This is a genomic window from Pseudomonas sp. H3_D04, from assembly GCF_054669175.1.
Window position 1 is genome coordinate 3,583,481 of record NZ_CP162801.1, and the last position, 13,924, is coordinate 3,597,404.

At 60.5% G+C, this 13,924-nt stretch carries 15 protein-coding genes and 1 pseudogene; 5 read left to right on the forward strand and 11 right to left on the reverse strand.

All coding sequences use genetic code 11. The features are described from left to right. Positions 1-4: 4 nt before the first annotated feature. Positions 5-703, reverse strand: a complete 699-nt coding sequence (locus tag AB4N91_RS16600) for a glutathione binding-like protein (protein ID WP_083377224.1) — start codon at positions 701-703, stop codon at positions 5-7. A 356-nt stretch (positions 704-1,059) separates the two neighbouring features. On the opposite strand from AB4N91_RS16600, the gene AB4N91_RS16605 reads away from it, so the two are divergent. After that, the gene (locus tag AB4N91_RS16605) at positions 1,060-1,734 is read left to right on the forward strand and encodes a hypothetical protein (RefSeq protein WP_010458594.1); all 675 of its coding nucleotides are present in this window, start codon (positions 1,060-1,062) and stop codon (positions 1,732-1,734) included. Between the two features lie 815 nt (positions 1,735-2,549). On the opposite strand, the gene mnmH is transcribed toward AB4N91_RS16605, so the two are convergent. Together mnmH and selD are read right to left on the reverse strand one after the other, a co-directional pair. Next, positions 2,550-3,653: a tRNA 2-selenouridine(34) synthase MnmH gene (gene mnmH, locus AB4N91_RS16610; protein WP_077748858.1), complete on the reverse strand. Its 1,104-nt coding sequence runs from the start codon at positions 3,651-3,653 to the stop codon at positions 2,550-2,552. Next, positions 3,653-4,687 (reverse strand): selenide, water dikinase SelD, encoded by a 1,035-nt coding sequence (gene selD, locus AB4N91_RS16615; RefSeq protein WP_010458591.1) that lies wholly within the window; start codon positions 4,685-4,687, stop codon positions 3,653-3,655. The genes mnmH and selD overlap by 1 nt, the downstream gene beginning before the upstream one ends. 273 nt (positions 4,688-4,960) lie before the next feature. Between selD and AB4N91_RS16620 the strand changes: the two genes are divergently transcribed. Further along, complete coding sequence (locus AB4N91_RS16620) at positions 4,961-5,917, forward strand: nucleoside-specific channel-forming protein Tsx (protein ID WP_042932198.1); 957 nt, start codon at positions 4,961-4,963, stop codon at positions 5,915-5,917. Between the two features lie 24 nt (positions 5,918-5,941). Next, positions 5,942-6,964, forward strand: a complete 1,023-nt coding sequence (locus AB4N91_RS16625; RefSeq protein WP_460111167.1) for a purine-nucleoside phosphorylase — start codon at positions 5,942-5,944, stop codon at positions 6,962-6,964. A gap of 120 nt (positions 6,965-7,084) precedes the next feature. Here AB4N91_RS16625 and AB4N91_RS16630 read toward each other — a convergent pair whose 3' ends face one another. The 3 genes from AB4N91_RS16630 to AB4N91_RS16640 all read right to left on the reverse strand — a co-directional run bounded on the left by AB4N91_RS16630 (position 7,085) and on the right by AB4N91_RS16640 (position 9,277). Then, entirely contained in the window at positions 7,085-8,041 is a 957-nt protein-coding gene (locus AB4N91_RS16630; RefSeq protein ID WP_460111169.1) for a quinone oxidoreductase family protein, read from the reverse strand. A 30-nt stretch (positions 8,042-8,071) separates the two neighbouring features. Beyond that, positions 8,072-8,245, reverse strand: a complete 174-nt coding sequence (locus tag AB4N91_RS16635) for a DUF1427 family protein (protein ID WP_010458583.1) — start codon at positions 8,243-8,245, stop codon at positions 8,072-8,074. Positions 8,246-8,491: 246 nt separating this feature from the next. Next, on the reverse strand, positions 8,492-9,277 hold the full coding sequence (locus AB4N91_RS16640) for an AraC family transcriptional regulator (protein WP_077748862.1): 786 nt from the start codon (positions 9,275-9,277) through the stop codon (positions 8,492-8,494). A gap of 145 nt (positions 9,278-9,422) precedes the next feature. On the opposite strand from AB4N91_RS16640, the gene AB4N91_RS16645 reads away from it, so the two are divergent. After that, complete coding sequence (locus AB4N91_RS16645) at positions 9,423-9,650, forward strand: DUF6555 family protein (protein WP_010458578.1); 228 nt, start codon at positions 9,423-9,425, stop codon at positions 9,648-9,650. Positions 9,651-9,717: 67 nt separating this feature from the next. On the opposite strand, the gene AB4N91_RS16650 is transcribed toward AB4N91_RS16645, so the two are convergent. The 3 genes from AB4N91_RS16650 to AB4N91_RS16660 form a co-directional block, all read right to left on the reverse strand. After that, positions 9,718-9,885, reverse strand: a complete 168-nt coding sequence (locus AB4N91_RS16650) for a metallothionein (RefSeq protein ID WP_010458576.1) — start codon at positions 9,883-9,885, stop codon at positions 9,718-9,720. Positions 9,886-9,969: 84 nt separating this feature from the next. Then, on the reverse strand, positions 9,970-10,425 hold the full coding sequence (locus AB4N91_RS16655; RefSeq protein ID WP_010458574.1) for a DMT family transporter: 456 nt from the start codon (positions 10,423-10,425) through the stop codon (positions 9,970-9,972). After that, a complete protein-coding gene (locus tag AB4N91_RS16660) occupies positions 10,425-10,910 on the reverse strand; it encodes a DMT family transporter (protein ID WP_010458572.1) in 486 nt (161 codons plus the stop codon). Before AB4N91_RS16660 ends, AB4N91_RS16655 begins: the two co-directional genes overlap by 1 nt. A gap of 225 nt (positions 10,911-11,135) precedes the next feature. On the opposite strand from AB4N91_RS16660, the gene AB4N91_RS16665 reads away from it, so the two are divergent. After that, a complete protein-coding gene (locus AB4N91_RS16665; RefSeq protein ID WP_083377228.1) occupies positions 11,136-12,071 on the forward strand; it encodes a LysR family transcriptional regulator in 936 nt (311 codons plus the stop codon). Positions 12,072-12,176: 105 nt separating this feature from the next. On the opposite strand, the gene AB4N91_RS16670 is transcribed toward AB4N91_RS16665, so the two are convergent. Then, a complete protein-coding gene (locus tag AB4N91_RS16670) occupies positions 12,177-12,998 on the reverse strand; it encodes a methyl-accepting chemotaxis protein (RefSeq protein ID WP_371860812.1) in 822 nt (273 codons plus the stop codon). Positions 12,999-13,082: 84 nt separating this feature from the next. Then, positions 13,083-13,859, reverse strand: a pseudogene (locus tag AB4N91_RS16675) (cache domain-containing protein); the annotation flags it as partial. Between the last annotated feature and the right edge of the window lie 65 nt (positions 13,860-13,924).

The following is a 13,924-nucleotide window of genomic DNA, read 5'->3' on the forward strand; positions in this document are numbered from 1 at the left end:
ATATTTACTTGGGAATTTCCAGCCCGCGTATCACCGCCGGCCGCGCCAGGAAGCGCTCCAGCACGCGAGTGACGTTGGGGAAATCCTTGATGCCCACCAGATCGCCAGCCTCATAGAAGCCGATCAGGTTGCGCACCCACGGAAAGGTCGCGATGTCGGCAATGGTGTAGCGTTCGCCCATGATCCAGTCGCGCCCTTGCAGACGGCTGTCCAGTACTTTCAGCAGGCGTTTGCTTTCGTCGACGTAGCGGTCACGGGGACGTTTGTCCTCGTAGTCCTTGCCGGCGAACTTATTGAAGAACCCGAGCTGGCCAAACATCGGCCCGATGCCACCCATCTGGAACATCAGCCACTGGATCGTCTCGTAACGCGCCGCCGACTCCTGCGCCAGTAACTGGCCGCTCTTGTCGGCAAGGTAAATCAGGATAGCCCCGGACTCGAACAGCGGCAGGGGTTTGTCATCAGGGCCGTGGGGATCGAGGATCGCCGGAATCTTGTTGTTGGGGTTCAGCGACAAAAATTCGGGGGACATCTGATCGTTGCTGTCGAAGCCCACGCGATGGGGCTCGTAGGGCAGACCGATCTCTTCGAGCATGATCGAGACCTTGACGCCATTGGGGGTCGGCAAGGAGTACAGCTGAATCCAGTCCGGGTAGTGGGCCGGCCATTTTTGGGTAATCGGGAACGCGGACAGATCGGTCATGGGGAGCATCCACAGTGAACAGTAAGCGCTGATCATAATGGAGGAGACTGGTTTTTTGCGTATCAATCTTGTTGATGAAGAAGATCAAAACATTGCAGTCATCGTTCTGCGCCGCTACCTGTACCGTGTCCATAAATCCGCAACATCCTGTCGATAACCTCTGCTCCAACCCATGCAAGGTTACCGGTACATTGCGGCGCACTCGCCGGAATCGAACCAAATGGGCTTCAGAGGACTCTGAGAACTGCCCTTTCGGAAACGGACCGGCCCAATGACATGGAAAACACCCGATGCTGGGAGCTCGTGGTGTAAAGGTTTGTCAGCCTTAACCGAATGCGCTGAAGATCACCTATTAAATGATGAACCTTTTCAAATTTGCCGATCGCTTCAAGCAACGCGCGTATGTCGTCCTGCCCTCCCTGCTGGCGATGAGCGCGTTGTTTTTGTCGCTGGAGTCCAGTGAAAGCCGCGCCCAACCGGCAGACGGCACCCAGACCCTGGTATTCCTGCGTCACGCGGAAAAACCCGAAGGTGGTCTGGGCCAGCTCAACTGCCAGGGCCTGAACCGTGCCATCGACCTGGCCACCTTGCTGCCGGAAAAATTCGGCAAGGCCAATTACGTCTTTGCCGCCAACCCGACACGTAATGTCGAGGAAGGCGAACTGGACAATTCCTACAGCTACATTCGCCCCCTGATGACCATCAGCCCCAGCGCGATCAAGCTCGGCTTGCCGGTGAACATCAACTTTTCAGCCAACGACACCAGCGACCTGGCCGATGAATTGCTCCACGACAAGTACCACAACTCGGTCATCTACACCGCCTGGTCCCACGGTTACCTGCCCGAGCTGATCAACAAGGTCGCGGGAGATGCAGTCGGAAAGAAACAGAAGATCACCGAAGACTGGGAATCCAGCGACTACGACTCGCTGTTTGTGCTCACGCTGACCTGGCATAACGGCAAGGCGAGCCTGCAGAGCCATAGCTACAAGCAAGGGCTCGATAATGGGCGGGAGACGTGTCCGACGTAAGCAGTCGATACCCTCCAGGCATTAAAGTTTATAGCGCCTGTCTGGGCCCTATCGCGAGCAGGCTCGCTCCCACACTGGATCTCCGGCGCTACACCGATCCAGTGTAGGAGCGAGCCTGCTCGCGATGGGGCCAGAAAAACCAATACATCACTGTCGGTTGATCTCCCACATTGGATCTCCGGCGCGACACAGATCCAGTGTGGGAGCGAGCCTGCTCGCGATGGGGTCAGAAAAACCGACACATCACTGTCGGTTGATCTCCCTCATTGGATCTCCGGCGCGACACAAATCCAGTGTGGGAGCGAGCCTGCTCGCGATGGGGCCAGAAAAACCGACACATCACTGTCGGTTGATCTGCCTCATTGGATCTCCGGCGCGACACAAATCCAGTGTGGGAGCGAGCCTGCTCGCGATGGGGCCAGAAAAACCAACACATCACTGTCGGTTGATCTCCCACATTGGATCTCCGGCGCGACACAGATCCAGTGTAGGAGCGAGCCTGCTCGCGATGGGGCCAGAAAAACCAACACATCACTGTCGGTTGATCTCCCACATTGGATCTCCGGCGCGACACAAATCCAGTGTGGGAGCGAGCCTGCTCGCGATGGGGCCAGAAAACCAACCCATCACTGTCGGCTGATCTACCTCATTGGATCTCCGGCGCGACACAAATCCAGTGTGGGAGCGAGCCTGCTCGCGATGGGGCCAGATCAACCGACACATCACTGTCGGTTGATCTCCCACATTGGATCTCCGGCGCGACACAAATCCAGTGTGGGAGCGAGCCTGCTCGCGATGGGGCCGGCAAAACAACCTCACCCTCGCTGATTGATGCGCTCTAGCAAGTATTCGAGAACCGCTTCCCGCTCCCCGGCAAACTCAATCCGCGCGCCCTTCTTCTCCCGCTGAAAGGCATACATCGGATCGTAATACTCACGCAGCAACCCTTCGATCCAGCCCCGGTGCAAATCCACCGCCCCGCTGTTCGCCTGCTCCGCCAACGCGTCTTCCATCAAGATCAACATCCGCCGGTGCCGTTCACCGCCCAGGCGCTTCTGCACATTGTTCAAGCTTTCCAGCAGACGCTCGGAAAACAGCGCAAAGCCTTCATCGCCATGCACGCTGATGAACTCGGCACACAAGTCCACGACGTAATCGCGCAAGATCCGTTCGACCCGCCCTTCCTGGCTGTCCTCCAGCCAGACCATCGGGTACTGCTGCATGCCCTGAAACAGCGGCAAGGGCAACGCGCAGCTGCCAATCGCCCGGCTTTCGTCTTCCAGCACAAACTGCTCGATGCCGTGAGCGCGCTTCTTCAGCACGTCTACCGCCAGGCGGTTTTCAAAGTCGATATTGGACGGTTGGACGGTGGCGCGTTTGCCGAAGCTGGAACCGCGATGATTGGCGTGGCCTTCGAGGTCCAGGCCGTTGCGTAGCTGCGTGAGCACCTCGGTCTTGCCGGTGCCGGTCATGCCGCCCAGCAATACGAAATCGCACTGGGCAACGGCCTGATCGACCGTGTCCAGCAAGAAGCTGCGCATGGCCTTGTAGCCGCCACCGACGCGCGGATAGTCGATGCCGGCCTCGTCCTTGAGCCACTGCTGGACGATCTGCGAACGCAAGCCGCCGCGAAAACAATACAAATAGCCCTCGGGGTGCGCCCGGGCAAAATCGGCCCAGGCCTGGATGCGTTCGGCCTTGATCTCGCCGGACACCAATTGATGCCCCAGGGTGATCGCCGCTTGCTGGCCGTGTTGCTTGTAGCAGGTGCCGATCCGCTGCCGCTCGTGGTCGTTCATCAGCGGCAGATTGACCACCCCGGGGAACGCGCCCTTGTGGAATTCGATCGGCGCGCGGGCATCCAGCATCGGCCGGTCGTTGAGAAAGATGTCGCGGTAGTCGGTGAAGTCGATTGACATCAAAACACCTCGACCGCGTGGGTCTGTCGCTCGACCAGCTCACCGATTGGCTCAAGGGCCAGGCCCAATTCGCTGGCCACTTTGAGGAATTGCTCGTTGCCTTCGGGCGTGACCGCCACCAGCAGGCCGCCGCTGGTCTGCGGATCGCACAGCACCCGCTTATGCAATTCCTGCACGCGCCCGACCTTGCTCGCGTAACTGTCGAAATTACGCAGGGTGCCGCCCGGCACGCAGCCCTGGTCGAGGTAATACTCGACACCCGGCAGACGCGGCACACGGTTGTATTCGATGCGTGCGGTGACGTTGCTGCCGTCGGCCATTTCCACCAGATGCCCCAACAAGCCGAAACCGGTGACGTCGGTCATCGCCGTCACGCCGTCGAGCTTGCCGAAACGGCTGCCGGGTTTGTTCAGGGTGCACATCCAGTCGCGAGCCAGGCCAATGTCGGCCGTGCGCAGCTTGCCCTTCTTCTCGGCGGTGGTGAGGATGCCGATGCCCAGCGGTTTGGTGAGGTAAAGCAGGCAACCGGCGGTGGCGGTGTCGTTGCGCTTCATGTGGCGCTTTTCAACCAGCCCGGTCACCGCCAAGCCGAAGATCGGCTCCGGGGCGTCGATGGAATGCCCACCGGCCAACGGAATGCCCGCCTCGTCACACACCGAACGTCCACCGCGAATCACTTCCCGGGCAATCTCCGGCGCCAATACATTCACCGGCCAGCCAAGGATCGCAATCGCCATCAGCGGATCACCGCCCATGGCGTAGATATCGCTGATGGCGTTGGTGGCGGCAATGCGGCCGAAATCGAACGGGTCGTCGACGATCGGCATAAAGAAGTCGGTGGTCGAGACCACGCCGCGTTCTTCGTCGATCGCGTACACCGCCGCGTCATCGCGCGAGGCATTGCCGACCCAAAGCCTGGGATCCAGGTTCTGCGCGCCACTGCCGGCCAGAATCACCTCAAGCACTTGCGGCGAAATTTTGCAGCCACAGCCGGCGCCGTGGCTGTATTGGGTCAGACGAATCGGCTCGCTCATGGGAATACCTCGTGAAGACAATGGGGGCGAGTCTACCACTGGCGGTCAATCCAAGGCGCAACACCACCGGCCTTGTAGCAGCTACAGAAGTGTCAGTTCGCGTAACTGACCAACCCGACAATAAAAAGCCTTATTTCGTCGATTTTTCATGGAATTGAAATAATTGGCATCTGTTATGCAAACGTTTGCGAGTCGCTGATATAGACGTTTTCGCGACATAACCGCGCAAGCCCGAAGAATCGGGCTTTTGATCCGCACGAAAAGGGACTTTTAATGCACCGCACGTCCAGCCGCGTGACTTGCTCGCGCACTCTTGCTGTTTCCTTGCTGCTGGCCAGCGTTACAGGACTACTCAGCAGCACCGTTTTGGCGCAATCCGCGCCCGCCGAAGAATCCGCCCAGGGCGAAACCCTGAGTCCCGAAGCCAGCCCGCCGAAAAAAGGCGTTTACCTGTCGGACTGGTTCAATCAGGACCTGACCGTCATCGGCAGCAAAGACATCAGTTTCGGCCCGCAACCGGCCGACGATATTTACCTGGAGTACGAGTACTTCGGGCGCAAAGGGCCGTTCGAGTTGTACGGCTACATCGACATCCCGAAGATCTTCGACATCGGCAACAGTCATGACAAAGGCGTGTGGGACCACGGTTCGCCGGTGTTCATGGAGCACGAACCGCGCATTTCCATCGACCACCTTGCCGGCCGCAGCCTGGCCATCGGGCCGTTCAAAGAATGGTACGTGGCGTTCGACTGGATCTACGACCACGGCAGCAACAGCGCCAACCGCGCCAATACGCTTTACAGCGGCCTGGGCACCGACATCGACACCCACTCGCGAGTCAACTTGTCGGCGAACTTCTACGGGCGTTATCAGTGGGAAAACTACGGCGCCAGCAACGAGTATTCGTGGGACGGCTACCGTGCCCAGCTCAAATACATCGTGCCGATCAGCAGCTTCAGCAACGGCGCGTCACTGACGTACATCGGCTTCACCAACTTCGATTTCGGCTCCGACCTGCACAAGGACAACCCGGCCCGCACCGCCAACGCCACCGTCGCCACCAACGTCTTGCTGTACTCGTTCACACACTTGCGCTTCACCCTGGTCGGCCGTTACTTCCACAACGGCGGCAACTGGGAGGATGGCAGCGAGTTGAATTTCGGCGACGGCGACTTCCGCGCTCGCTCCAATGGCTGGGGTTACTACGCCGGCATCGGTTATCAGTTCTGAGGCTTGATTGAACCTGGAGGTTTTATGAATGCAATGACGCGTATGTCCCTGGCCTGTGCCGCCCTGCTCTCTTCCACTGCCTGGGCAAGCGAAGCACCGATGCAGCCGAAAGTGATGCTGATCACCATGTTCGCCCCCGAGGCGCAAAACTGGATCGATCGTCTGGAGCTCAAGCAGGAAGTTCGAGTGCCGGGCCTGTCCGCCGAGTACCCGACCATTCGCTGCAACACGCAGCAGGTGTGCCTGATGGTCACAGGCATGGGCCAGACCAACGCCGCAGCTTCGACACTGGCCCTGGCCCTGTCGCCGAAATTCGACCTGCGTAAAAGCTACTTCCTGATCGCCGGCATTGCCGGAATCAGCCCGAAACACGGGACCATTGGCACCGCCGCGTGGGCCCATTACCTGGTGGAGTTCGGCACCCAGTGGGAACTGGATTCGCGAGACGCGCCGAAAGACTGGCCAACCGGATACATCGGCATCAACACCCAAGGCCCGAACCAAAAACCGCCGCTGGACTACAAGACCGAAGTGTTCGAGCTCAATCCGAAGTTGCAGGCCAAGGCATTCGCCCTGACGCACAACGTCAAGTTGAGCGAGAGCAAGGAATCGGCGGCATGGCGCCTGAAATACCCGTCGGCCCCAGCCAATCAGCCACCGACGGTGACGAAGTGCGACACGCTGGCCGGTAATACCTGGTTTTCCGGGACGCGCTTGAGTGAACGTGCCGAGGTCTGGACCAAGCTGTTGACCGACGACAAAGGCGAATACTGCACGACGCAACAGGAAGATAACTCCACCTACGAAGCGCTGCTGCGGGCCAGTCGCGAGGGTCTGGTGGATGTGCAACGCCTGGCGGTGGTGCGCGCGGGCTCCGACTTTGATCGACCGGCCCCGGGCCAGAGCGAGGTGGACAACCTGCTCAAGTATGCGGATCAGGGCGGGTTTGTGCCGGCACTGGAGAACCTGTACCGGACGGGGAATCCGTTGGTGCTGGAGATCTTGAACAATTGGTCGGCGTGGGAGAATGGTGTTCCCGAGGCTTGATCTGACAATGCAAAACCCTGTGGGAGCGAGCCTGCTCGCGATGACGGTGTATCAGGCAACACAAATGTCGACTGACACTCCGTCATCGCGAGCAGGCTCACTCCCACATTTTGATCGGCGTTACGGCACCAAAATCACCTTATCCCCGGCACCTTGGTTCACTTCTTCATACCGTTCCAGCCCTTCGGCCAGCGGCGATTCAAACAACCCTTCCGGCAACGGCAACACCCCCTGATCAAAGAACTTGCCGAACTGATCGAGCATCGCCGCACACGCCTGCACGCCATACAACAACGAATTGATCCCCACCACCGAACCGCCCTTGCGATACAACGCCAGCGCCGGCAGTTGCACCATGCCGTCGACCGGCGCCGCGATGATCGCGATGCGGCCGAACGCCGCGAGCGCCGGGACCGAGGCCGGTAGCCAGAAGCCGGTGGTGTCGAAAATCACGTCGGCGCCGCCGGTATACACGGCCTGCACCTGCGCCCCCAGCTCGTCCGGTTTATCCAGTTGCAGCGTCTGATACCCCTGCGCCTGGAGATCCTTGACCTGCTCGGGTCGCCGCGCCGCCGCCAGGACTTGAGCACCCCGCACCTTGGCCAACGCCAGCGCGGCACTGCCGACCGCTCCGCCGCCGATCACCAACAGCCGCGTTGCAGCAGTCACCAGACTGCGTTCCAGCGCATCCCACGCCGTGGTGTAGGGCACGCCGAGGCTGGCGGCCTGGGCGAAGCTCAGATGGGTGGGTTTGAGCGCCACGCCATTGGCCGGCAGTTTGACGAATTGCGCATGGGAGCCATCGGCAAAGAAACCCAGTTCACGACCGGTGCCCCAGACTTCCTGACCGATCAGTGCCTGCGGCCCTTCAACCACCACACCGGCGAAATCCCGACCGGGAATCCGTGGCAAGGTGGTGTAGGGAAACCGTCCCAACACGTTCTTCACATCGCTGGGGTTGAGGCCGGCCGCCTTGATCTGCACCAGCACTTCATCGGCGCCGGGAACGGGGGTCGGGACATCGACATAACGCAAGGCCGAGAGGTCGCCGGTCTGGTCGAATTGCAGTGCTTTCATGGGAGTGTCCATCGCATAAAGAAAGGGGTTTCAGGAGACCCAGCCCGCCACCAGTTGCCGGCCCATGGGCCACAACTTTTCGCCGGCGAGCATGCCCAGCAGGCCCACCAGGGCAATCGCCGGTGGGGCGGGCGAACGAAAATCCAGTGCGCCGTAGAGCAGGCCGACGCCCAGACCAATGACCAGCGAGATGAGGTAGCTCATGGCAGACTCCGTGGGCAAACAAGGTATGCCTGAAGTCTAAAGAGCGTTGGCGGCGGGCATCGGCCAAGTGCTTCTGAATATCGGCCAAAGCGCGGCGGGTGCACTGCCAATTGTGTAGCGGCGGAGCCCTGCAGGCGTGAGCCTGTTCGCGATAGCGGAGTGTCAGTCGACATCTGTGCTACCTGATACACCGCTATCGCGAGCAGGCTCACGCCTACAAGGTTTTCGCTCTGCTACAGGGGTGCGTCATGGCTGGACGGGGTGTTGGCTCGCCGCAAACTGCGAAGGCGCGACACCCAGTTCCCGGCGGAACATGTCGCTGAAGCTGCTCGGCGAATAGCCCAGTTCGCGGGCAATCGTGCTGACCGGCACGCCTTGAATCAACTCCGCCGCCGCGGTCGCCAATTGCACCTGCCTCCGCCATTCGGCGAAGCCCATGCCCAGGCCTTCCTTGAACAGCCGCGCCAGGGTGCGCACGCTGGCACCGGCATTTTCCGCGTGCTGCTCGAAGGGAATGGCCAGCGAAGGCGCGGCCATGACCGCCTGACACAGGTTCATCAGGCGTCGGTCGGAATCATCCGGCAACGGGATTTTCAACAGCGAACGCCTGGCTCGTCTAAGCTCCAGCAACGCCAGGCCGACCAGCGCCTCGTAGTACTCGGGCGCGCCATCATCGCCCTGCTCCACCAGCCCGACGATCAGCTCACGCAGCAGCCCGCCGACTTCGATCACCTGAACACTGTCATCCAACGTGACCGCCAATGAGGGCCGAAGGTAGATGTTGCGCATCTGCAGGTCCGAGACCACGCGGATGCCATGCGGCACGCCTGGCGGCAGCCACACCGCCCGTTGCGGCGGCACCACCAACGCCTCTTGGGGCGTTTCCACCCACATGACCCCGCTCATGGCGTACAGCAATTGGCCCCATTCATGCTCGTGGGGCTCGATGTACAAGCCACGCGAGTAAGTGCGTGCCAGCGGTTGCACGGGCACATCGGTGTCACTCAGGTCTGGCGGGGCGGCAAGGGCCATGGGCAATGATCATTGGGGTTTTCAGGTCTTGCATGGTAACGGGCCACTCACCTTGTCGCCACCGGCGGCAGCCGTCTGACAATCCGAATGAATTTTCCTTAACCCCAACGATCCTTGTATTACCACAGGGAGGAATACGGGCTTTATGAACAACGCAAAACTTTTCGTCATTGAATACACCCTTCATGGCGCGCCAAAGTCTTTCATTATCCGCCTGGACAAAATGGACAACGCGGAGGCTTGGCACTGGGCCAGTTGTGACGCAGGGGTTGGACGAATACCCCGCTTTGGCCGAGAGAAGGTGCAAAAAACCAGCAAGCCGCTGGCGGAGAAATTCGGCATCGAAAATGTAACGTGGCGACCGGCGGGCTGAGCATTACAGGGGGTAGTTATCCGACATTGAAAGTGGAGCCCGAGAGGCTCCACTTCATGTTGATAAGCTATTTGGCGTGTGCGCACTTGCAACCCTTGCTCGCACACTCCTCGCCATGTTCGTGGTGCTTGGCGCACGCTTCACAGCAATAGTGTTTGCCGTGACGCGCTATCGGGTGCTCGCCCAGTTTGCAGGAGCATTTGGGGCAGTCGCAGGTACTTTCACTGTCGATCATGAGTCTGACTCCTTGGGTGTGGTCGTCGCGTGCGGCAAATGCGCACTTCACTCATCAGTGTAGGAGCTACAAAATGGCGCGCAGTTACTCGCTTCGAGTGCTGCTGCGATACATGAACAGCAACGCCAGCGCCAGGCACACCATCGCCAGCAACCGACTGCTCGACAACTCGATCGCCGGGTTACCCAGCCAGCCGAAGTTATCGATCAACATCCCCATGCCCAACTGCCCGACGATCACCGCCACGGTTGCCACCGCCGTGCCGACCCGCGGCACCGCGCCGACCATGACCATCATGTAGACGACGCCGAACAAGGCACCGCTTAGTTGCCATTTCGGCACGTCCAGCAGGCTCACGGCATGGGCCGGTTCAAAAAACAGGATCAGCAACCCGGTGACCACCGCGCCCACTGCGAAAGTCAGCAAACTGCTGCGCAACACGCCGACGGTTTCCCCCAGGCGCCCGTTGATCGCCGCCTGGATGCTCAACACCGCGCCGGCGGCCACCACCACGGCCAACAAAATAATCAGATTCATCATCAACCCCGAGCAATCAGAACAAGTGCCGCGACAATCAGCAGCAACGCTAGCCAACGCTCACCGTTGACCTTTTTGCGGGTGGCGCCGAACCATCCGAAGTGGTCGATCAACACGCTTTTGCCGACCTGCCCGGAGAGGATCGCGATCATCGTCATCGCGATCCCGATGTGCGGCGTGGCCAGGGTCAGCACCACCACGTAGATCGGCCCGAGGAAGCCGCCGATCAACTGCCAGCGCGGCAAGGTGTTCAACGCCGGACCTTGTTGCTTGCCGCTGAACAACAACAGCAGAAACAGAATCGCCGAGCCGACGCCGAAGATGCTCAACGTCGCCCATAAATGCCCGACCTGAACCCCGAGCGGCCCGAGCAGACCGGCCTCCACGGAAAGGCCCATGCCGGCGAGGATCACCAGAGGCAGCAGCAACAGCCGCAGCCCTGGTTTGGCCGCTGGCACTGAAGCGATGTCGATTGAAGAAGATTGCATAAGGAAAACCTGCTCGTCAGATGAATACGGCCCCGGTAGGAGCGAAGCTTGCTCGCGAAGGCGTCATATCAGTCGACATTTCCGGCGTCTGACACGCCGCCTTCGCGAGCAACCTTCGCTCCTGCCAAGGGGCTGTTGTGGCAGGCATTATCGGCTGGCGATCCTTTGCGATAAATGGGAGCATCCCGACAACACTTTTGCGCAACTCGCACAGCAGGATCGACCATGCATGGCCTCAACGAGCTCGGATTCAAGGCACTTCGGCTGTTTGTCGCGGTGCTCGACCATGGCAGCTTCTCCGAAGTCGCCCGCCGCGAGGGCCTGGCACCCTCGTCGATTTCCCGGCAGATCCAGTTGATGGAACAAGCCTTGAACCAGCAATTGCTCTACCGCCACACGCGCGCCGTCACGCCCACCGAAGCCGGCCGCATGCTCGGTCATCACGCGCGGCTGGTGCTGGTGCAACTGGAGGAAGCCGAACAGGCCTTGCAGGAGCAGCAAAGCGAACCCGGCGGGCTGGTGCGGATCAATGCGCCGGTGGTCTTCGGGCAACGGCATCTGACGCCGTGGCTGGGGCTGTTGTGCGAGCGCTATCCGAAACTGCAACTGGATATCCAGCAAACCGACAGCTACGTCGACCCGTTGCAGGAAGGCGCCGATTTGCTGTTTCGCATTGGCCCGCTGCACGATTCGAGCATGCAGGCGCGGATTCTGGCGCCCCATCGCTTTCAAGTTGCCGCCAGCCCGGCCTACCTCAAACGCCATGGCACGCCGCACCATCCCGAAGAATTGGCGGCGCATCAGTGCCTGGCCTACAAGGGCGTGGCCGGGCAGCAACGCTGGTTTTTCCGCAAGGACGCGCAGGACTGGACGCCCTACTCCGTCAAAGGCCCGATCACCGGCAACCACGCCGACACGCTCACGCAAGCCGCCGAACAAGGCCTGGGGTTGGTGATGTTTCCGTCGTGGCTGATCGGCGAGGCGGTGCGCAACGGCACGCTGGTGCCGGTGCTGGGGGAATATCAGGTGTCCAACAGCCTCGAACCGCAGCAGATTGCGGTGCTGTGGCCAGGTAGCCGACGGTTGTCGGTGAAGGTGCGCACGGTGATTGATTTCTTCGTGGAGTGCTTCGGAACGGTGCCCTACTGGGACAGACCCTGACACCAAACAAACCCTGTGGGAGCGAGCCGGCTCGCGATGGGGCCGGCACATCCAACATTAATATTGGCTGACAGACCGCTATCGCGAGCAGGCTCGCGTCGCTTGTCAGATCCGGAACTGGCCGACCAGTTTGCCCAAGCGCTGGCCGAGGTCGGCGAGGCTGCGTGAGGTCTGGGCACCGAGTTGGGTTTCGTCGGCGACGCTGTCCACCGCCACGGCGATCTGATGCACGCTGCGGTTGATCTCTTCGGCCACGGCGGTCTGCTCTTCAGCCGCGCTGGCGATTTGCGCGTTCATCGAATTGATAGTGCCGATCAGCTGGGCCATGGTGTCCAGCGATGCGCCGGCTTCATTGGCCTGGGCCGAGGTGCCATCGCCCGCTTCGCTGGAACGACGCATCGCTTCCACCGCCGATTGGGTTCCGGCCTGCAAGCGGTCGATCATGCCCTGGATTTCCTGGGTGCTGATCTGCGTGCGGCTGGCCAGCGCCCGCACTTCGTCGGCCACCACCGCAAAACCACGACCGGCTTCACCGGCACGCGCGGCTTCAATGGCAGCGTTCAGTGCCAGCAAGTTGGTCTGTTCGGCAATCGAACGAATCACCCCCAGCACGCTGACAATCGACGAAACGTCTTTTTGCAGGCTGTCGAGGGACACGCCACTGCTGCGGATGTCGTTCACCAACGCATGAATCTTGACGATGCTGCCGGCCACCACACGCTTGGCGGCCTGGCCTTCTTCGTCGGTTTGTTGGGCCGCTACCGCCGCGTTTTGTGCGCTTTTCGCCACTTCCTGAGCCGCCGCCGACATTTCGTTGATCGCCGTGGCGACCTGATCGGTCTCGTGGCGCTGACGCTCCATAGCCTGATCCGAGCGCTGGGCCTGGTCGGAGACCTGATTCACCAGGCCGGTCAGTTGCGACGTCATTTCGGTGATCTGACGCACCAGGCCGTGGATCTTGTCGACAAAGCGATTGAACGAGCCGGCCAGTTCGCCGAGTTCGTCCTGGCTGGTGATGGTCAGACGACGGGTCAGGTCGCCCTCGCCCGCCGCGATGTCATCGAGGTTGGCTTTCATCAGGTTCAGCGGACGCAGAATGGTATTGGCCAGCAGCATCCCGGCTGCCGCGATCACCAGCAGCATCACCACGGCGATACCGACGATGGTCAGCACCACGCCTTCCATCCGCTCCTGCACCTTGGCCTGGACCAGCGCGACTTGCGCCTCGATACCATCAAGGTTCACCGACGTACCGACCGCCATGTCCCACTTCGGCAGGTATTCGGTGTAGCCCAGTTTCGGCACCAGCACTTGAGTGTTGCCGGGCAGTGGCGAGCTGTATTGCAGGTAGTGGGTGCCGTCTTTGGCGACTTTGACCAGGTCGCGGTTGACGTAGACGCCGTTCGGGTCGCGGTTGTCCTTGAAGCTCTGGCCCACGCCTTCCGGGCTGTTGGCCTTGAACAGGCGCACGGTGTTGGAGTCGTAGCCGAAGAAGTAGCCGTCCTTGCCGTAGGTGATGCTCGACAACAGCTTGATCACCTGCGCCCGCGCCGCGTCATCGCCAGGGGTGGCCGCGTCGTAAAGCGGTTTGATCGTGGTCATGGCCACGGCCACGTAACTTTGCAGGGTGGCCTTGGCATCGCTGAGCAGGCGCTGGCGGGTTTCCTCGACTTCCTTGCTGGCCTGCTCCTGCAGAATGAACAGCGTGGTCAGGCTGATGACTAGCGCAAAGAGCAACACCGGGAGGACAGCAAGGGACAGGACTTTAGCCTTCAGGCTCATGCGCATGACGGTTCACTCTTTTGATTTTGTTGGCGTGGTTAAAGGCTTTAACGGCACGCCAACGAAAAACT

Coding starts and splice junctions, on each gene's coding strand:
- AB4N91_RS16600 (WP_083377224.1), bottom strand. CDS start 703: ATGACCGATCTGTCCGCGTTCCCGATTACCCAAAAATGGCCGGCCCAC.
- AB4N91_RS16605 (WP_010458594.1), top strand. CDS start 1,060: ATGATGAACCTTTTCAAATTTGCCGATCGCTTCAAGCAACGCGCGTAT.
- mnmH (WP_077748858.1), bottom strand. CDS start 3,653: ATGTCAATCGACTTCACCGACTACCGCGACATCTTTCTCAACGACCGG.
- selD (WP_010458591.1), bottom strand. CDS start 4,687: ATGAGCGAGCCGATTCGTCTGACCCAATACAGCCACGGCGCCGGCTGT.
- AB4N91_RS16620 (WP_042932198.1), top strand. CDS start 4,961: ATGCACCGCACGTCCAGCCGCGTGACTTGCTCGCGCACTCTTGCTGTT.
- AB4N91_RS16625 (WP_460111167.1), top strand. CDS start 5,942: ATGAATGCAATGACGCGTATGTCCCTGGCCTGTGCCGCCCTGCTCTCT.
- AB4N91_RS16630 (WP_460111169.1), bottom strand. CDS start 8,041: ATGAAAGCACTGCAATTCGACCAGACCGGCGACCTCTCGGCCTTGCGT.
- AB4N91_RS16635 (WP_010458583.1), bottom strand. CDS start 8,245: ATGAGCTACCTCATCTCGCTGGTCATTGGTCTGGGCGTCGGCCTGCTC.
- AB4N91_RS16640 (WP_077748862.1), bottom strand. CDS start 9,277: ATGGCCCTTGCCGCCCCGCCAGACCTGAGTGACACCGATGTGCCCGTG.
- AB4N91_RS16645 (WP_010458578.1), top strand. CDS start 9,423: ATGAACAACGCAAAACTTTTCGTCATTGAATACACCCTTCATGGCGCG.
- AB4N91_RS16650 (WP_010458576.1), bottom strand. CDS start 9,885: ATGATCGACAGTGAAAGTACCTGCGACTGCCCCAAATGCTCCTGCAAA.
- AB4N91_RS16655 (WP_010458574.1), bottom strand. CDS start 10,425: ATGATGAATCTGATTATTTTGTTGGCCGTGGTGGTGGCCGCCGGCGCG.
- AB4N91_RS16660 (WP_010458572.1), bottom strand. CDS start 10,910: ATGCAATCTTCTTCAATCGACATCGCTTCAGTGCCAGCGGCCAAACCA.
- AB4N91_RS16665 (WP_083377228.1), top strand. CDS start 11,136: ATGCATGGCCTCAACGAGCTCGGATTCAAGGCACTTCGGCTGTTTGTC.
- AB4N91_RS16670 (WP_371860812.1), bottom strand. CDS start 12,998: ATGACGTCGCAACTGACCGGCCTGGTGAATCAGGTCTCCGACCAGGCC.